Annotated in this window: 13 protein-coding genes; 5 read left to right on the top strand and 8 right to left on the bottom strand. The window is 72.0% G+C overall.

Going from position 1 to position 17,347, the window contains the following annotated elements; all coding sequences use genetic code 11:
- Positions 1-82 precede the first annotated feature (82 nt).
- Positions 83-1,747: an alpha-amylase family protein gene (locus ACKUB9_RS06985; RefSeq protein ID WP_407519733.1), complete on the top strand. Its 1,665-nt coding sequence runs from the start codon at positions 83-85 to the stop codon at positions 1,745-1,747.
- 190 nt (positions 1,748-1,937) lie between these two features.
- On the opposite strand, the gene ACKUB9_RS06980 is transcribed toward ACKUB9_RS06985, so the two are convergent.
- The 5 genes from ACKUB9_RS06980 to ACKUB9_RS06960 all read right to left on the bottom strand — a co-directional run bounded on the left by ACKUB9_RS06980 (position 1,938) and on the right by ACKUB9_RS06960 (position 6,914).
- Positions 1,938-3,608: a SpoIIE family protein phosphatase gene (locus tag ACKUB9_RS06980; RefSeq protein ID WP_407519734.1), complete on the bottom strand. Its 1,671-nt coding sequence runs from the start codon at positions 3,606-3,608 to the stop codon at positions 1,938-1,940.
- Entirely contained in the window at positions 3,605-4,435 is an 831-nt protein-coding gene (locus tag ACKUB9_RS06975) for a GGDEF domain-containing protein (RefSeq protein ID WP_407519735.1), read from the bottom strand. The genes ACKUB9_RS06980 and ACKUB9_RS06975 overlap by 4 nt, the downstream gene beginning before the upstream one ends.
- Complete coding sequence (locus ACKUB9_RS06970) at positions 4,432-4,821, bottom strand: DUF1987 domain-containing protein (protein ID WP_407519736.1); 390 nt, start codon at positions 4,819-4,821, stop codon at positions 4,432-4,434. The genes ACKUB9_RS06975 and ACKUB9_RS06970 overlap by 4 nt, the downstream gene beginning before the upstream one ends.
- A gap of 14 nt (positions 4,822-4,835) precedes the next feature.
- Positions 4,836-5,387, bottom strand: coding sequence for a SiaB family protein kinase (locus tag ACKUB9_RS06965; RefSeq protein WP_407519737.1), 552 nt, complete (start codon positions 5,385-5,387; stop codon positions 4,836-4,838).
- Positions 5,388-5,675: 288 nt separating this feature from the next.
- The gene (locus tag ACKUB9_RS06960; protein ID WP_407519738.1) at positions 5,676-6,914 is read right to left on the bottom strand and encodes an ABC transporter substrate-binding protein; all 1,239 of its coding nucleotides are present in this window, start codon (positions 6,912-6,914) and stop codon (positions 5,676-5,678) included.
- 245 nt (positions 6,915-7,159) lie between these two features.
- Here ACKUB9_RS06960 and secA point away from each other — a divergent pair, with 245 nt between their 5' ends.
- A complete protein-coding gene (secA, locus tag ACKUB9_RS06955) occupies positions 7,160-10,030 on the top strand; it encodes a preprotein translocase subunit SecA (RefSeq protein WP_407519739.1) in 2,871 nt (956 codons plus the stop codon).
- A gap of 183 nt (positions 10,031-10,213) precedes the next feature.
- On the opposite strand, the gene ACKUB9_RS06950 is transcribed toward secA, so the two are convergent.
- Both ACKUB9_RS06950 and ACKUB9_RS06945 read right to left on the bottom strand, forming a co-directional pair.
- Positions 10,214-11,341 (bottom strand): M20 family metallopeptidase, encoded by a 1,128-nt coding sequence (locus tag ACKUB9_RS06950; RefSeq protein ID WP_407519740.1) that lies wholly within the window; start codon positions 11,339-11,341, stop codon positions 10,214-10,216.
- A gap of 92 nt (positions 11,342-11,433) precedes the next feature.
- The gene (locus ACKUB9_RS06945) at positions 11,434-13,044 is read right to left on the bottom strand and encodes an SUMF1/EgtB/PvdO family nonheme iron enzyme (protein ID WP_407519741.1); all 1,611 of its coding nucleotides are present in this window, start codon (positions 13,042-13,044) and stop codon (positions 11,434-11,436) included.
- 238 nt (positions 13,045-13,282) lie between these two features.
- Here ACKUB9_RS06945 and ACKUB9_RS06940 point away from each other — a divergent pair, with 238 nt between their 5' ends.
- The 3 genes from ACKUB9_RS06940 to ACKUB9_RS06930 all read left to right on the top strand — a co-directional run bounded on the left by ACKUB9_RS06940 (position 13,283) and on the right by ACKUB9_RS06930 (position 16,273).
- Positions 13,283-14,203, top strand: a complete 921-nt coding sequence (locus tag ACKUB9_RS06940) for a DUF4399 domain-containing protein (RefSeq protein ID WP_407519742.1) — start codon at positions 13,283-13,285, stop codon at positions 14,201-14,203.
- 171 nt (positions 14,204-14,374) lie between these two features.
- Complete coding sequence (locus ACKUB9_RS06935; RefSeq protein ID WP_407519743.1) at positions 14,375-14,518, top strand: hypothetical protein; 144 nt, start codon at positions 14,375-14,377, stop codon at positions 14,516-14,518.
- 177 nt (positions 14,519-14,695) lie between these two features.
- Positions 14,696-16,273: a caspase family protein gene (locus ACKUB9_RS06930; protein ID WP_407519744.1), complete on the top strand. Its 1,578-nt coding sequence runs from the start codon at positions 14,696-14,698 to the stop codon at positions 16,271-16,273.
- A 24-nt stretch (positions 16,274-16,297) separates the two neighbouring features.
- Here the strand turns inward: ACKUB9_RS06930 and ACKUB9_RS06925 are convergent, their stop codons facing one another.
- Positions 16,298-17,257: a TAXI family TRAP transporter solute-binding subunit gene (locus ACKUB9_RS06925; RefSeq protein WP_407519745.1), complete on the bottom strand. Its 960-nt coding sequence runs from the start codon at positions 17,255-17,257 to the stop codon at positions 16,298-16,300.
- Positions 17,258-17,347 lie beyond the last annotated feature (90 nt).

The following is a 17,347-nucleotide window of genomic DNA, read 5'->3' as shown; positions in this document are numbered from 1 at the left end:
TCCCGGCGCAGGCGCCCGTCCGGCTACGCCGCGGCCAAGCCGGCCCTACCTTCCTCAGCGGGCAGGCCGGGCGCGAGGGCGCATGATCGACGACCTCTGGTACAAGAACGCGGTGATCTACTGCCTGTCGGTGGGCACCTTCATGGATGCCAACGGCGACGGGATCGGGGATTTCGAGGGGCTGGAGCGGCGCCTCGACTACCTGCAGGGCCTCGGGGTCACGGCGGTCTGGCTGATGCCGTTCCAGCCCTCGCCCCAGCGAGACCACGGCTACGACATCACCGACCATTACGGGGTCGACCCGCGCTACGGCACGCTCGGGGATTTCGTGGCCTTCACGCACGCGGCCAAGCAGCGCGGCCTCAAGGTGCTGATCGACCTCGTGATCAACCACACCTCCGACCAGCACCCGTGGTTCCGCTCCGCGCGCTCCGACCCGGATTCGCCCTACCGCGACTGGTACGTCTGGTCGAAGACGAAGCCGGCCCACGCCGACCAGGGCATGGTGTTTCCCGGCGTGCAGACCACCACCTGGACCTACGACAAGGTCGCGCGGGCCTACTACTTCCACCGCTTCTACGAGTTCCAGCCCGACCTCAACACCGCCAACCCGCGGGTGATGGCGGAGATCCTGAAGATCATGGGCTTCTGGATCCAGCTCGGCGTGTCGGGCTTCCGCATGGACGCGGTGCCGTTCGTGATCGCCCGCAAGGGGCCGGAGGTCTCGGGCAAGCCGGACGAGCAGTTCGGCATGCTGCGCCAGCTCCGCGAATTCCTGCAATGGCGCTGCGGCGACGCGATCATCCTGGCCGAGGCGAACGTGCTGCCCGAGCAGGATCTCGACTATTTCGGCGACGACGCCGACCGCATGCACATGATGTTCAACTTCCAGGTCAACCAGGCGGCCTTCCTGGCGCTCGCCACCGGGCGGGCGGAGGCGGTGGGCGCGGCGCTCGCCCGCACGCGCGAGCGTCCGGCCTCCGCGCAATGGGCGCAGTTCCTGCGCAACCACGACGAACTCGATCTCGGGCGGCTCTCGCCTAAGGACCGCAAGGCCGTCTTCGCCGCCTTCGGGCCCGAGCCCGACATGCAGATCTACGGGCGCGGCATCCGCCGCCGCCTGCCGCCGATGCTGGGCGGCGACCGCCGCCGGCTCGAACTCGCCTACAGCCTGATGTTCACCCTGCCGGGCACCCCGGTGCTGCGCTACGGCGACGAGATCGGCATGGGCGACGATCTTTCGCTGCCCGAGCGCGAGAGCTGCCGCACGCCGATGCAATGGTCGGACGAGCCGCAGGGCGGCTTCACCAAGAGCGCGCGCCCGACCGCGCCGCCGATCGGCACAGGCCCCTACGGCTTCGAGCACGTCAACGCCGCGGTCCAGCGCCAGGACCCGAACTCGTTCCTCAACTGGCTGGAGCGCATCGTGCGGATGCGCAAGGAGGTGCCGGAGATCGGCTGGGGCGACTTCGCGGTGATCGAGACCGGCGCCGAGAGCGTGCTCGGGCTGCGCTACGACTGGCGCAACAACGCGGTGCTGTGCCTGCACAACTTCGCCTCGCAGCCTCTGGAGATCACGTTCTCGACCGAGCTGCCGGAGCTGGGCGGGCTGCTGATCGACCTCCTCACCGGCGAGCGCAGCCGGGCGGACGAGGCGGGCCGGCACCGGGTGCTGCTGGAGGGCTACGGCTACCGCTGGTACCGGGTCGGCGGGCTCGACTACCTGCTCCGGCGCAGCGAGTTGTGATACCAACGGTCATTTCCAATGACCGTTGGTTCCGCTCTCGAATTTTCGTCAAGCCCAGGATCCCGGATTTCTGGGCTTGATGTCGAAAATTCGAGATAACTCAACGGCCCCGTCGATCCCGGGCCTGCCCGGGATCGAGATCGATGCGTCAGCATCCTGGGCCGTTGGTATGAGCCCCCTCCCCTGCCGGTCAGGGGAGCCGGAAGGCGACGAGGGTCATGTCGTCGCGCCGCGGCTCGGAGCCGCGATAGGCGGCGAGCGCGGCGTCGAGGGCCGCGACCTGCTCGGGCAGCGGCCGGTCGGCCGCGGCGGCGAGGCGCTCGGAGACGGCGCGGTAGCCGAGCAGGCGCGACGGCTCGCCGGGCGCGGCCCCCATCTGGTCGGTGACGCCGTCGGTCATCAGGTAGAAGGTCGCGTCGGGCGCGACCGTCACCACCGTGTCGGTCTCGGGGAGCGCCTCGCGGCCGGTGCGCGGGTAGCCGAGGCCGCGGCGTCCGCCGCGCAGGCGCTCCGTGCGTCCCCCGCACACCTGCAGCAGCGACAGGCCCGCCCCGGCGAAGCGCAGCGTCCGGCTCGCCGGATCGACGACGCAGATGCCGCAATCGAGCCCGTCGTCGGATTCCGCCCCGCGCCCGTCCTGGCGCAGGCGCGCCCGCACCATCGCGTCGAGCCCGGAAAGGATCGCGGCGGGCGAGCGCAGGCCGCGCTCGTGCAGCAGCCGGTCGAGGGCGGTGGCGACGATCAGGGTCAGGAAGGCGCCCGGCACCCCGTGCCCGGTGCAATCCGCCACCACGATCACGCCCTGCCCGTCGATCGTCTCCAGCCAGAAATAATCGCCGCCCACGAGGTGGAGCGGCTCCCACAGCACCGCGACGTCGAGCCCGGCGCCGGCGAGCGCGGCCCGGTCGGGCAGCACCGAGGCCTGGATGCGGCGCGCATAGGCGATGCTCTCGATCACCTGCCGGTTGGCCGCTTCGAGCTTGGCGTGGGCGGTCTCCAGCTGCTGGAGCAGCTGCTTGGCCTCGTCCCCGCTGCGCAGGCCCTCCACCATGCTGTTGAAGGCGGAGGAGATCGCGTCGATCTCGTTGCTCGGCCGGACGACGCCGAGATCCACCATCGCCCAGCGCTTGTGCTCGACCTCGCGCATGGCGCCGAGCAGGCGGGTGAGGGGGCCGAGCACGTGCCGCCGCACGGTGGTGCGCAGGGTCAGCACGAAGGCGAGCATCAGGACGAGGCTGGTGCCGAGCGCGAGCAGCGCCTGCTTCTCGGCATTGCCGCGCAGCGCCTCCGCCGAGAGGACGAGCGAGAGGCTGCCCGCGCGGTCCTCGCCCGGCGCGGCCAAGTCGGCGGAGAGGTGCAGGAGGTCGAAGGCGCGCCGGCCCGGCGCCTCGCCGGCGCTGGCGACGAGCCGCCCCTCGCCGTCGCGGAGCGCGGCGTACCGGAAGGCCGGGTCCAGGGCGAGCGCCTGGAGCGCCGCGTGGGCCCGCTCCGGCGCCGCGCTCCAGCCCGGCTGGGCGAGGTTCGCGGCGGTCACGCCCGCCAGGAGCGCGCCGCGCTCGCGGTAGAGGCGGAACTCGTCGGCGTAGTTCACGCAGGCGATGCCGATCTGCGTGGCGAGGACCACCGCAGCGATGACCGGGTAGATCCGCAGGAAGAGCGTGTGGGCGAGGCCGTCGAGGTTGCGCCCGCGCGCCGCCCCCCGCAGCGCCCCCGGGCGCATGATGCCGGCCACGGTCTCGGCGCCCGCCGGCTCGGCGAAGCCGAGCTGGGTCAGCACCTCCCCGCCGCGCAGGGGGCCCGCGCCGCGCAGCGAGCCGCCGCGGCGCGGCGCGGGGTCGGCGGGGGTCTCGGCGAGGCTCACGGCGCCTGCGCGCCCCGCACGCAGTTGCGGCCCGCGGCCTTGGCCGCGTAGAGCGCCGCATCAGCGCGCCGCAGCAGGTCGGCGAGGGAATCCTCCGGCTCCAGGACCGCGAGCCCGACGCTGACCGTGATCGAGAGCGGTCCCTGCTCGGTGGAGACCGGCACGGCGGCGACCGCGAGGCGCAGCCGCTCCGCGAGCGCCAACCCCTCCGCGCGGTCGGTATCGGCGAGCAGGATGGCGAATTCCTCGCCCCCCGTGCGGCCGATCGCGTCGAGGGAGCGCAGGTGGCCGCGGCAGACGCCGACGAAGGCGGCGAGCGCCGCATCCCCGGCCCCGTGGCCGAAGCCGTCGTTGATCATCTTGAAGCGGTCGAGATCGAGCATCAGCAGGCAGGCCGGGATGCGGCTGCGCTGGCTGCGCAGGGCCTCGCGCTCGCCGATCTCCAGGAAGCGGCGGCGCGTCAGCGCCCCGGTGAGGTGGTCGGTGTCGGCGAGGCGGCGCAGCTCGGATTCGAGGTGGATGCGCTGCTCGATCTCCCCGGACAGCGCGTCGTTGAGGGCCTGCAGCTCCCGCTGCTGCTCGGCCAGCCGCGTGTTGGCGCGCTGCAGGTCGCCCTGCATGCGGTCGCTGAGGCGCACGAGCCGCCGCTGCTCGCGGTAGCCCCGGCGGTAGGCGCCCGCGAGCTCCTGCACGCCCTCGGCGACCTCGGCGAGGCGCGCGAGCATCACCTCGGTGCGCCCGAGGATCGCCTCCTCGGTGTCGAACAGGCTGAAGCCGTCGCCCGCGGCCTGCGGCAGTTCGGTGACGGTGGCCTTGCGCGCGGTCACGCCCGGGCCTCCCTGACCATCTCGAAGCGGGCGTGATCGAAATCGGCCGCGAAGTCCTCGCCGGCCTCCTCGATCGTGTCGTCGCCCTCGGCGTAGACCCAGCGGATCGTCACCGGGCGGCCGTCCGCCGCCGCGTCCTCGAGCGGCATGAACAGGTTCATCAGTGCCTTGGCGCTCGACGAGTTGAAGTAGGCGAGGCCGACCTCGAACACGATCGGCCGGGGATCCGAGGCGCCGAGGAAGCTGCGCAGGGATTGCAGCAGCGGCCCGTAGAAGGCGGCGGCGTCCTCCGGGTAGGATTCGCCGCGCATCGAGAGGTGGCCGGCCGCGAAGTCGAAATCGACCCGGGGCGAGCGGTCCGTGGGCGGGAGTTGGATGCGATCCATCGTGGCGCCCCGTCTCAGATGTAGGCCTTGAGGCAGAACAGGCTGAGATCGGCGCCGATCTCCTGGAAGTCGTACTCGACCGGGGCGCTGGAGCGCCGGGCGATCTCGATCAGGCCGATGCTGCCCCCGAGGCTGCCCTCGTCGGGCGGCTGGCGCAGCTTCTCGCGGTAGGTGCGCCGCAATTCCTCGGCCGAGAGCCCGGCGAGGTGATCGAGCCGGTCGCGCAGGGCCGGCACCTCGGCGCTGCTGACCTCGTTGCCGCAGACGACGAAGAAGCGGCCGGCGTCCGCCCCGACCGCGATCATCCCGGCGCTCACGCGGGGCAGGGGCGCGTCCGCGGCCGTCACCTTGCGGGCCGAGTAGCGGATGATGTTCTGCGCCTGCTCGACGAAGATCGAGAAGACCCGCTTGGCCACGGTGGCGTCGGTCTCCGCCTGCTGCATGCGCAGCTTCAGCACCTCGCCCAGCGACACCATCACGTTCTCGGACAGGTCGCCGCCGAACGAGAGGATCACGCCGTTGCGCTTCGAGGCCTCGTGGAAGGAGCGGAATTCGTGCGCGAGCAAGGAGGCCTCCCCGCAGGGCGGCCCCACGCCAGCAGCCGGCCCGCACTATCGAAAGACGAGCCTTCTTGTATCAGCGCAAGCCTCAACGGATTCTTACTGAATCCAGGAACAATCGGGCGAGCAGATCACGTTGATCGCGCCAGCCCGCCCCTGATCGATCATTTTTCAGGCAGAATGCTCAGCAAATATACTTGCCGGCGATCGAAGTGCGCGGCGGGCAGCGACGGAACGGCGCCCGACCGGAACGCGGGGCGGGATCCGGGGGCGGCCCCCCGGATCCCGTCAGCCTCACTGCGTCAGCGGGCAGCCGCTGTCCTTGGCCGACAGGAACGCCTTGTCGCCGGGAATCGTGGCGAGCAGCTTGTAGTAGTCCCAGGGGGCCTTCGATTCCTCCGGCGTCTTCACCTGGAACAGGTACATGTCGTGGACCATGCGGCCGTTGGCCTGCACCTTGCCGCCGCGGCCGAAGAAGTCGTCCACCGGCAGTTCGCGCATCTTCTTGGCCACCGCCTCGGTCTCGTCGGTGCCGGCCGCCTGCACGGCCTTGAGGTAGTGCGTCACCGAGGAGTAGGTGCCGGCCTGGATCATGCTCGGCATGCGGCCGAACCGGGCCATGTAGCGCTTGGCGAAGGCGCGGTTCTGGTCGTCGAGGTCCCAGTAGAAGCCCTCGGTGAGCACGATGCCCTGCGCGGCCTTGAGCCCGATGCCGTGCACCTCCGCCAGGGTGAAGAGCAGGGCGGCGAGGCGCTGGCCGCCCTGGACGATGCCGAACTCGGCCGCCTGCTTGATCGAGTTCGAGGTGTCGAGGCCGGCATTGGCGAGCCCGATGATCTTCGCGCCCGAGCCCTGCGCCTGGAGCAGGAAGGACGAGAAGTCCTGCGCGCTCAGGGGATGGCGCACGGCGCCCAGCACCTTGCCGCCCTTGGCCTGCACGAACTTGCCGGTGTCGTTCTGCAGCGCGGTGCCGAAGGCGTAGTCGGCGGTGAGGAAGAACCACGTGTCGCCGCCGTTCTCCACGAGCGAGCCGCCGGTGCCGACCGCGAGCGCGTGGGTGTCGTAGGCCCAGTGGAAGCCGTAGGGCGTGCACTGCTTGCCGGTGAGGTCGGTGGTGGCCGCCCCGTCGACGATGGTGATCTTCTTCTTCTCGCGCGAGAGGCCCTGCACGGCGAGCGCCACCGAGGAGGTGGTCAGCTCCATGATGGCATCGACCTTGTCGGTGTCGTACCATTGCCGGGCGACGTTGGAGGCGATGTCCGGCTTGTTCTGGTGGTCGGCGTCGACGACCTGGACCGGCACGCCCAGGACCTTACCGCCGAAATCCTCCACCGCCATCCGGGCCGCCTCGACCGAGCCGCGCCCGCCGAAATCGGCGTAGACGCCCGACTGGTCGTTGAGGATGCCGATCTTGACGATGCCGTCGGAGGCACCGGTCTGGGCCTGGGCGCCGGGCAGAGCGGCCAAGGGAACGGCCAAGAGGCCGGCGGCGAGCGCGGTCGTGCGGGCGAGCGCCCGGGCCAGGTTCCTCATCGCGTGTCACTCCCCGTGGGCGGTCGGTGGCGGCCGCCACTCTTGATCGGCTCGCACTTATGTCGCAGGAACGAGGCGAATCAAGCGCCCGGCCGGGCTTGCCCCGTACGCCTTTCGCAGCACGCCGCTGCGGCGGCGGACCGCCCGGCGGCGCGCAGTGCCTTTCTGGTGCGCGCGCGCCTATATGGCTCTATAACGCGCGCCGTCGCGCGCCCCCAGACTGTACGATCGATCGCAGGTTCACGATGCTCGGTGCCATCGCCAAGAAGATTTTCGGGTCGTCGAACGACCGCCGGGTGAAGGGCTACCGGCCCCGGGTCCAGGCCATCAACGCGCTGGAGCCCGAGATGGAGGCCCTGAGCGACGAGGCCCTGCGCGCCCGCACCGACGCGCTCAAGGCGGATCTCGCCGCCGGAAAGGCACTCGACGACATCCTGGTCCCGGCCTTCGCCACGGTGCGCGAGGCGGCCAAGCGCGTGCTGGGGCAGCGCCACTTCGACGTGCAGCTCATCGGCGGCATGGTGCTGCACGAGGGCGGCATCGCCGAGATGAAGACCGGCGAGGGCAAGACGCTGGTGGCGACGCTCGCCACCTACCTCAACGCGCTCGCCGGCAACGGCGTCCACGTCGTCACGGTCAACGACTACTTGGCGCGGCGCGACGCGGAGTGGATGGGCCGGGTCTACCGCTTCCTCGGGCTGAGCGTCGGCGTCATCGTGCACGGGCTCGACGACGGCGAGCGCAAGGAGGCGTATGCCTGCGACATCACCTACGGCACCAACAACGAGTACGGCTTCGACTACCTGCGCGACAACATGAAGTACGAGCTGAACCAGATGGTTCAGCGCGGCCACGCCTTCGCGATCGTGGACGAGGTCGACTCGATCCTGGTGGACGAGGCGCGCACGCCCCTCATCATCTCGGGGCCGATCGACGACCGCTCCGACCTCTACGTCGCCATCGACGCCCTGATGCCGCGGCTCGCGCGCGAGGATTACGACCTCGACGAGAAGCAGCGCACGGTCTCGCTCACCGAGAGCGGCAACGAGCACATCGAGGAATTGCTGCGCGAGGCGGGCGTGCTGAAGGAGGGCGACCTCTACGACGCCCACAACATCACGCTCGTCCACCACGTGAACCAGGCGCTGCGCGCCCACACCCTGTTCACGCGCGACAAGGACTACATCGTCCGCAACGACGAGGTGGTGATCATCGACGAGTTCACCGGCCGCATGATGCCGGGCCGGCGCTACTCGGAGGGGCTGCACCAGGCGCTGGAGGCCAAGGAGCGGGTCACGATCCAGCCCGAGAACCAGACGCTCGCCTCCATCACCTTCCAGAATTACTTCCGCCTCTACAAGAAGCTCGCCGGCATGACCGGCACCGCCTCGACCGAGGCGGACGAGTTCCAGGAGATCTACAACCTCGGCGTGGTCGAGATCCCGACCAACAGGCCGGTCGAGCGCGTGGACGAGGACGACGAGGTCTACCGCACCGTCGAGGAGAAATACGCGGCGATCATCACCGAGATCGACAAGGCGCATGCCCGCCACCAGCCGGTGCTGGTCGGCACCGGCTCGATCGAGCGCTCCGAGCACCTCGCGGCGCTCCTCGTGAAGCACGGCTACAAGACGCTGGACTACAGCAACGCCTCGGCGATGGAGGAGGTCTACGCGGCGGCCCGCGAAGGCCGGGTGACCAGGAAGTTCGCGGTGCTGAACGCCCGCTTCCACGAGCAGGAAGCCTACATCGTGGCCCAGGCCGGCGTGCCCGGCGCCATCACCATCGCGACGAACATGGCCGGCCGCGGCACCGACATCAAGCTCGGCGGCAACGTCGAGATGCGCGTCGAGCAGGAGCTCGCCGGGATGCCCGAAGGGGCCGAGCGCGAGGCCCGCGTCGCGGCGATCAAGGCCGAGATCGAGGAAAACCGCGCCAGGGTGCTGTCCTCCGGCGAGGCGGCCGACCCGGAGGCGGGCCGCAAGTCCGCGCTCCCGGGCGGCCTCTACATCGTCGGCACCGAGCGCAACGAGAGCCGGCGCATCGACAACCAGCTGCGCGGCCGCTCGGGCCGCCAGGGCGACCCCGGCCGCTCGAAGTTCTACCTCTCGCTTCAGGACGACCTGATGCGGATCTTCGGCTCCGACCGCATGGACGGCATGCTGCAGAAGCTCGGGCTGGAGCAGGGCGAGGCGATCATCCATCCCTGGATCAACAAGGCCATCGCCAAGGCGCAGCAGAAGGTCGAAGCCCGCAACTTCGACATGCGCAAGAACGTGCTGAAGTACGACAACGTCATGAACGACCAGCGCAAGGTCGTGTTCGAGCAGCGCCGGGACTTCATGGCGCAGGAGAGCGTGCGCGAGACGGTCGACGAGATGCGCCACGGGGTGGTGGACGACGTCGTGGCGCGGCACATCCCCGAGGACGCCTATCCGGAGCAGTGGGACGTTCCGGGCCTGCGCGAGAGCGTGACCAACCAGCTCAACCTCGACGAACCCGTGGAGGACTGGGCCAAGGAGGAGGGGATCGCCGACGAGGAGATCCGCGAGCGCCTGCGCAAGGCCGCCGACGAGGCCTACGCCGAGCGCGTCTCCCGCAACGGGCCGGACCTGATGGCCTACGTGGAGAAGCAGGTGCTGCTCCAGAGCCTCGACCATCTCTGGCGCGAGCACCTCGTCACCCTCGACCACCTGCGGCAGGTGATCGGCTGGCGCGGCATCGCCCAGCGCGATCCGCTCAACGAGTACAAGTCCGAGGCGTTCGAGCTGTTCAACGGCCTGATCGGCGCGTTGCGCGAGCAGGTGACGGGCCAGCTCATGCGCATCGAGATCATGATGCAGGAGCCCGAGGCCCCGACCCTGCCGCCGATGTTCGCCCAGCACCTCGATCCGGTCACGGGCGAGAACGAGTTCGCGCTGCCGGAGGGCGGCTTCGGCGGGGGCGGCGGCGCGGGAGGCTTCGCGGCCGAGGGCCTCAGCGCCGACGGCGCCGTGCTGGAGCGCGACCCGACCAACGCCGCCACCTGGGGCCGGGTCGGCCGCAACGAGCCCTGCCCCTGCGGCTCGGGCAAGAAGTACAAGCACTGCCACGGCCGCTACGCGGCGGAGGTGTGAGGCGTAGGACAGCGCGGGGAACCCCTCTCCCCGCTCTGTCTCCCATTTTCACTCACACCGCCGCATGGAGCCCGGGATCCCCTCTCCCGTGCGGGAGAGGGGTTCCCGCGCCTAAATTGGCGGGCGTCGCCGATGAGGCGAGCGAGCAGGGCCGGCAGCGCTCCTGTTCCGTGCCCCTCCCCCCTACGGCAGCGTCTCCAGCAGCCGCTGCATCAGCCGGCGGCGGGGGGCGATGGAGGAGATCAGGGCGTATTCCTGCAGGGTGTGCGCCCCGTCGCCGTCGATGCCGAGGCCGTCGAGCGTCGGGATGCCGAGGGCGGCCGTGAAGTTGCCGTCCGAACCGCCCCCGGTGAGCGGCACCTCGCCGAGATCGAGGCCGAGTTCCGCCGCGGCGAGCGCGCGGGCCCGGGCGTAGAGGCGGCCGATCGCCTCCGTGCGGCCGTAGGGCGGCCGGTTCATGCCCCCCGTGACGGTGACGGTGAAATCCGTAGTCCCCTGCAGGCCGAGGATCCGCTCCGCGCAGGCGCGGCCGTCCGCCTCGCTCACGACGCGCAGATCGACGCTGAAGCGGCAATGCTGCGGCACCACGTTCTCGGCGGTGCCGCCCGCGATCAGCCCCACCGTCGTGGTGATGCCCCGCGGGTAGTCGGTCATGTCCTCGATGGCGAGGATCAGGCGGGCCGCTTCCCGGACGGCGTTGCGGCCGTCTGCGTGGCGGCTGCCAGCATGGGCCGGGCGGCCCTCCACGTGCACGTCGAAGCGCCCGACGCCCTTGCGGCCGGTCACGACCTTGCCGCCCTCGCGCGCGGGCTCGGTCACCAGCACGGCGGCGGCCTCGCGCCCGAGAGCCTCGATCAGCCCGCGGGTCGTCGGCGAGCCGATTTCTTCGTCGCTCGTGAACAGGAAGACCAGGGGCCGGCGCGCCGCCCCGCCCCGCGCGGCGGCGAGGAAGCCCTGCAGGGCGAGCCACGCCCCGCCCTTCATGTCGTACACGCCCGGACCGTAGAGGCGGTCGTCCTCGACGCGCACGGGCAGGTCGCGGGCGGCGGTGCCGAGGGGATGCACCGTGTCGAGATGCGACAGGACGAGGAGCGCGGGCTCGCCCGTCCGCGGTCCCGCCCGCAGGATCAGGCTGTCGCCGAGGCCGTCGCGGCCGGCGATCCGCTCCTGCGCGATCCCGGCGCCCTCGGCCTCCGCGGCGACGAGGTCCATCATCCGGTTGACGCCCGCCGCGTCGGTGGTCGGGCTCTCCACCGCGAGCCAGCGCGAGAGGGCGGCGACGGCCTCGGCATCGGTGGGGGTGGCGGACATGGGGGACTCCGGGGCACGGACGAACGACGCCTTCGCCCATCCACGTCCTGCGCCGGCACTGCAACGGGGGGCGGCGCAGGGGCCGCCTGCGCTCAGGGCAGGTCCCGCACCACCCGGAACCCGTTGGCGTAGTAGCGGATGTCGCGGTCGTAGCGGAAGCGGGCACCCGAGCGGGCGGCGGCGGCCCGGCCCGTGAAGGAGCCGCCCCGCAGCACCCGCAGCTGGCACTGGCCCGCCCGCCAGGGGGCGCCGTCCGCGGGCGCGCCGCGGTAGGTCGGGTTCCAGCAATCCTCGACCCATTCCGCCGCGTTGCCGGCGGTGTCGTAGAGCCCGAACCCGTTCGGCCGGAAGGACCCGACGGGCAGCGTGCGGCGCGGCGGAGCGGGCGAGCAATCCTCGCAATTCGCCCGGCCGTTGCCGGCAACAGCTCCCCACCAGAACGGCGTGGTGGAGCCGGCGCGGGCGGCGTATTCCCACTCGGCCTCGCTCGGCAGCCGGTAGGTCCGGCGGGCCTGGGCGGAGAGCCAGCGCAGGAAGGCCTGCACCTCGTCGTAGCTCACGTCGATCACCGGGCGGTCGCCGCGGCCGAAGCCGTGGTCGTCGACATCCGCCTTGCAGGCGCCCGCCGCCGCGCAGGCATCCCACTGGGCGAAGGTGACCTCGTGCCGGCCGATGGCGAAGGGCCGGCGGATCACCACCCGGTGGGCGGGTTTTTCGAACTCCGCCTCGCCCGTCATCGTGAACTCGCCCGGCGGCACCACGACGAGTTCGGGGCAGGTGCCGCAATCCTGGAAGGTCTCGCCGGGCCGGGGCACCCCGCCGGCGGGCGCCTCGGCGACCGGCGCCGGACCGGGCGCGGGGGGCGCAGGGGGTGGTGCCGGGGCGGGAGCGGGAGCAGGTGTGGGCGCGGGGGCGGCGCGCGGCCGGATGCCGGGCGATGCGAAGACGAAATCTTCGAGCAGCGAGGAGGAGACGAAGGGCACGCGCTTGGTGCCGGTCGCCCGGGCCACCGCCATCCGGGTGCGCGCGAAGGCCTGCTCGGCGCTGAGGTCCGGCGTCGCGATCTGGCGGATCAGTTCGCGCACGAACAGGCCGCCATCGTCGCCGTCCTCGGGCGGTCGGTCGAGGGCGGTGCTGAAGATCGCGAGCGTCCCGTCCCGCATCTCCGGCGCGGCGAGCCCCTCCGGCAGGGCGCGGAACCGCTCCTCGAACGGGTTCCGGCGCGCCGCCTCGATGATCACGATGGTGGCGGAGGCGCCGCGGCGCGCGATCTCCGCCAGGACGCCGTCGAGCTCCACCCCCTCCTGGCGCACCTGCGCCTCCGAGGCGATCGGGCTGCCCACGGGCACGAGGTAGCTCTGCTGGCCGGCCCGGATCGCGTAGCCGTTGAAGAACAGCACCACCGCCGCGCCGCGCCCGATCCGGTCCGTGAAGGCGTCGATGCGCTGGCGCATCTGCGCCCGGCCGAGGTTTTCCGCGAGGTCGGTCTCGAAGCCGAGCCGCGCGAGTTCGTCGGCGAGCAGGCGGGCGGTGCGGTTGGTGCCGAGCGGGTCCGGGCCGCCGGGCGCGTAGGCCGAGTTGCTGAGGAGGAGCGCGAGGCGCGCTCCCTGATCGACCACCACGGCCCGGGACTGCGCCAGGGCGGCCGTCGCGCCGAGGCCGAGCAGGACGGCGAGCGCCCAGACGGCGAGCCGAGAAGCCATTCCGGGTCCGTGCTGCCTCATCCTCGATTCGCACCCGGTCTGCGGCGATGTCAACTTGTATCCGCAACACAGCGAACTACGGAAGGGCCGAACTTCCCAGGTGAGAACGCGGAGTGCGGCATCCTGTCGCACCGTTCATTAGTGGTAGACTATTATATACAACTGAAAAAATCGATCTGTGCTTCAGACACGGTCGAAGATCTGGTGGGATCCGGTGCTCGTCGCCAGGGGAGGCCCCATGACTCCGATCAGGACGACCCCGCTGAGGCTCGCGTCCGCCCTGCTGCTCTGCTGCCCGGCGCTCTCCCTCCACGCGCCGCCGGTCCTGGCACAGACCGCGCAGCCCCCGGACGCCGCCCGCGGCGGTCCGTCCCCGGCGCCGTCGGGCGCGTCGGTCTACTTCGTGGACCTCAAGGACGGCGCCGTCATCCCGTCCAAGGCCACGATCCACTTCGGCCTGCGCGGCATGGGGGTGGCCCCCGCGGGCGTGCAGCGCGACAATGCCGGCCACCACCACCTGCTGGTCGACACGCCGCTCCCGCCGCTCTCCGAGCCGATCCCGAACGACTTCAACCACCTGCATTTCGGCGCCGGACAGACCGAGGCGGAGCTCTCCCTGCCGCCCGGCGAGCACACGCTGCAGCTGTTGCTCGCGGACCACAAGCACATCCCGCACTCGCCGCCGATCGCGTCCGAGCGCATCCGGGTCACGGTGCGGGACGGCGAGGCGCCGGTGGCCGCCCGCGGCGGGCCGGTGCGGCGCCAGCCCTCGCCGAAGGGCGCCAAGGTCTACATCGTCAGCCCTGGGAACGGCGCCTACGTCACGCGCACGCCGATCATCCGCTTCGGCCTGATCAACATGGGGATCGCGCCCGCGGGGATCGCCAAGGCCAATACGGGCCACCACCACATCCTCGTCGATACCCCCCTGCCCTCCTTCGACCGGCCGATCCCGAACGACTTCAACCACCTGCATTTCGGTGCCGGGCAGACCGAGGCGAAGATCACCCTCTCGCCAGGGCCGCACACGCTGCAACTCCTCTTCGCCGACGAGCACCACGTCGTGCACGACCCGCCGGTCTATTCGCGGCCGATCCGGGTGTTCGTCACCGCCTCGGGCCGCCCGCCGCCGCGGGTGGCGCGTGGCCCGAGGCGATGAGGGCGGTGCCATGCGTACCTCACCCATGCGTACCTCACCCCTTCGTGCCCAACCCCAGCGTGCCCACCTCACACCTGCCCATCCTACGCGTGCTCATCCATTGCGTGCACTGGAGCACATCCCCCTGCCGACGGAGATGCGATCGTCCCGGTCGACCATAGGGAGGCGTCCATGACCCTCACGATCTTCGATCCCCGCACCGGCACCCAGGTGAAGGTGTGGTTTCCCGATACACCCAAGGAGCCCCAGCCGACGCCCGCGCGGGTGATCCCGCATCCCGGGGCGACGGCTCGGCGCAAGGCTGCGTTCGGCTGAGCATCGTCCACCGAGGCGGCCGGTCCGGCGCATGCGCGCGAGCGCAACTCCTGAGGATCGCGCCGGCGACGGACGGGATCCCGCGCCGCGGCCGCCGGGTGTAGGCTGCCCCGGCCGCGGCGTGCGACCGGGTTTCCTGCGGGGGTGCGACGTAACCGCTCGAAGCGGAGGCGGGTGATGGCCGTGAGGCTGGCCAAGAGGTTGGCCAAGAGCTTAGCCAAGTGGGGACTCGGATGGCTGCTGGTGCTGGCCGGCGCCCTCGCGTGCGCCGTGAGTGCCGTCGCGGCCGAGCGGCGCGTCGCCCTCGTCATCGGCAACGGCGACTACCGGACGGTCCCGGTCCTCGCCAATCCGGGCCGGGACGCCGCGGCGGTGTCCGCGATGCTGAAGGGCGCCGGCTTCGACACGGTCGAGCTGCGGCAGGACCTCGGCAACCTCGATCTCAAGCGGGCGCTGCGCGAGTTCATGCAGACCGTCCGCGACGCCGACATCGCGCTCGTGTACTTCGCCGGCCACGGCATCGAGGTCTCGGGGGTCAACTACCTCCTGCCGACCGACGCGCGGCTGAAGAGCGACTTCGACGCGGAGGACGAGGGCCTTTCGCTCGATCGGGTGGTGCGCGCCATCGAGCCGGCCCGGCGCCTGCGCGTCGTCATCCTGGATGCCTGCCGCAACAACCCGTTCCAGAACCGGATGCAGCGCACGGTGAGCGTGCGCGCCGCGGGTGCGGGCCTCGCCAAGGTCGAGCCGGCGGTGAGCGACACGCTGGTGGCCTACGCGGCCCGGGCGGGCTCGGTGGCGGAGGACGGCGCCGGCGAGCACAGCCCCTTCACGGCGGCCCTCCTGAAGCACCTGCCGGTGCCCGGCCTCGACATCCGGGTGGCCTTCGGGCGGGTGCGCGACGAGGTGCTGCGCGCGACCAACGGCAAGCAGGAGCCGTTCGTCTACGGCTCGCTCGGCGGCGCGACCGCCGCGCTGGTGCCCGATCCGCGCGGCGACGACGCGTCCGATCCGACGGGCCGGCGGCTGCGCGAGACCCGGCGCGACTACGAGTTCGCCGAGCGGGTCGGCACGAAGGAGGCCTGGGGCTCGTTCCTGGCGGCGCACCCGACGGGGTTCTACGCCGATCTCGCCCGCGCGCAGGTCGGCAAGCTCACGGTCAGCACGGGAGCCCTGCCGGAGGTGCCGCCCGAGAGCAGGCCCCTGCCCCAGAACCTGCCCAAGCCTCTCACCAAGCCTCTCACCAAGCCCCTGCCGGAGACGCGCCCGCGCAGCGAGGATCCGGCCACGGCGGCGGTCGATCCCGGTCCCAAGGCCCTGCCCCCCGCGGCCGGCCGTGCCGATGTCTGCCAGCGCGACGCCGAGACCCTGGCGCGCCTGCGCGCGCGGCGGGTGCCCGAGGAGATCCTGCGCTTCCGGCGCGAACTGGCCTGCGAGGAGCTGCGGCCCCAGCTCGCGCGGCTCATCGAGAGCACGGCCGCCGAGGAGGCGCTGCCGCCCCCGAAGGTGGTGCCCGATCCGGAGCCGCTGCGGCCGGTCCCGGGATCGGGCCGCTCCCCCGCGCCGGCCCTCCCCCCGGCATCGGCCGCGCGGGCCGCCGGCGCGTCCGGCACCTGCGAGCAGGAGGCCCAGACCCTCGCGCGGCTGCGCGCCTCGCGGGACGCGCAGGAGATCGGCCGCTTCGCCCGCAGCTTCGCCTGCCAGGATCTGCGCCCCCAGGTGCTGCGCCTGCGCGAGAGCGTGCTGGAGGAATAGGCATCCGGGCGGGACCCGCGGGCCTCATGGCGAGAGGGCGCCGGCCTCGCGCAGGAAGGCGGCGGTGGCGGGATGAAGCCACGCGGCCGGGACCGCGGCGGCGAGGTCGCGCGGATCGCTCGCCCGCTCGTGCGGCAGCTGCCGCGCCAGGGCGTCCCGGCCGCGATCGATGGCCCGCACGAGCCGCGACACGGCGGCGTCCGCCAGGCCCGGTCGGGCGAGGATGAAGCTCCACGAGCCGACCGTCGCGATCGCCTCGGTCTGCGACGGGAAGGTCCCGGCCGGCACCGTCATGCGGCGCAGCGACGGGCTCAGGGCGAGGATGGCGTCGAGCGTCTCCGCCGACGGGCCGAAGAAGCGGGCGCCGCCCGGCGCGGCGGCCATCGCCCGGAACCCCGGCCAGCCGAGGCCGCCGCCCCAGAGCGCGGCGGCGCGGCCGTCGCGGACCATCTCCGGACCGTCGCCGGCCCGGTCGAGCAGGATCGGCCGGATGTCGCGCTCCGGATCGAGGCCGGCGCCGCGCAGCACCGTCCGGCCCATCGCGGTGAGGCCGGAACTGCGCGTGCCGAGCGCGACCGGCCGGCCGCGCAGATCCGCGACCGCGCGCACCGGGCTCGCCGCCGGCACGACGAAGAGACCCGGCGCCGCGTAGACGGGGGCGACCACCGCGAGGCCGGCCCGCTCCGGCCCGGCCAGGGCGTCGTAGGCGTACTCGCCCTGCACGAGCGCCAGATCGACCTGGCCCGCCCGCAGCAGCGAAAGATTTTCGATCGACCCCGTGGTGGCGCGCCGCGCGATCTCCAGCGCCGGATCGACCTCGCGCAACGCGGCGGCGAGCGCCTCGCCGTAGGCCGGAAAGCCGCCGCCCGGAGTCGCCGTCCCGAGCACGAGGCGCAGCGGTTCTTCCGCCCGGGGCGCCCCCACCGGCCAGAGCGGAACGGCCATCGCCATCGCGGCGGTGATGGACAGCCAATGTCTCAGCATGACGGGTCCTGCCCTTCCGGGATCCGCGGGTGCCCGGCCGGGCGCGCCGGGTGATCGTAGGCGCAGAGGGCGGGCGAGCGAAGCACCGAT

The sequence above is a fragment of the Methylobacterium oryzisoli genome (assembly GCF_046557895.1).
GTDB classification, from domain to species: domain Bacteria; phylum Pseudomonadota; class Alphaproteobacteria; order Rhizobiales; family Beijerinckiaceae; genus Methylobacterium; species Methylobacterium oryzisoli.
The sequence above is the reverse complement of the archived record's forward strand: the minus strand, read 5'-3'. Positions and strand labels throughout refer to the sequence as shown.

Bases quoted from the DNA above. Each gene is read 5' to 3' on its own strand.
- ACKUB9_RS06940 (WP_407519742.1), top strand. From the start codon at position 13,283: ATGACTCCGATCAGGACGACCCCGCTGAGGCTCGCGTCCGCCCTGCTG.
- ACKUB9_RS06960 (WP_407519738.1), bottom strand. From the start codon at position 6,914: ATGAGGAACCTGGCCCGGGCGCTCGCCCGCACGACCGCGCTCGCCGCC.
- ACKUB9_RS06935 (WP_407519743.1), top strand. From the start codon at position 14,375: ATGACCCTCACGATCTTCGATCCCCGCACCGGCACCCAGGTGAAGGTG.
- ACKUB9_RS06970 (WP_407519736.1), bottom strand. From the start codon at position 4,821: ATGGATCGCATCCAACTCCCGCCCACGGACCGCTCGCCCCGGGTCGAT.
- ACKUB9_RS06945 (WP_407519741.1), bottom strand. From the start codon at position 13,044: ATGGCTTCTCGGCTCGCCGTCTGGGCGCTCGCCGTCCTGCTCGGCCTC.
- ACKUB9_RS06930 (WP_407519744.1), top strand. From the start codon at position 14,696: ATGGCCGTGAGGCTGGCCAAGAGGTTGGCCAAGAGCTTAGCCAAGTGG.
- ACKUB9_RS06925 (WP_407519745.1), bottom strand. From the start codon at position 17,257: ATGCTGAGACATTGGCTGTCCATCACCGCCGCGATGGCGATGGCCGTT.
- secA (WP_407519739.1), top strand. From the start codon at position 7,160: ATGCTCGGTGCCATCGCCAAGAAGATTTTCGGGTCGTCGAACGACCGC.
- ACKUB9_RS06985 (WP_407519733.1), top strand. From the start codon at position 83: ATGATCGACGACCTCTGGTACAAGAACGCGGTGATCTACTGCCTGTCG.
- ACKUB9_RS06950 (WP_407519740.1), bottom strand. From the start codon at position 11,341: ATGTCCGCCACCCCCACCGATGCCGAGGCCGTCGCCGCCCTCTCGCGC.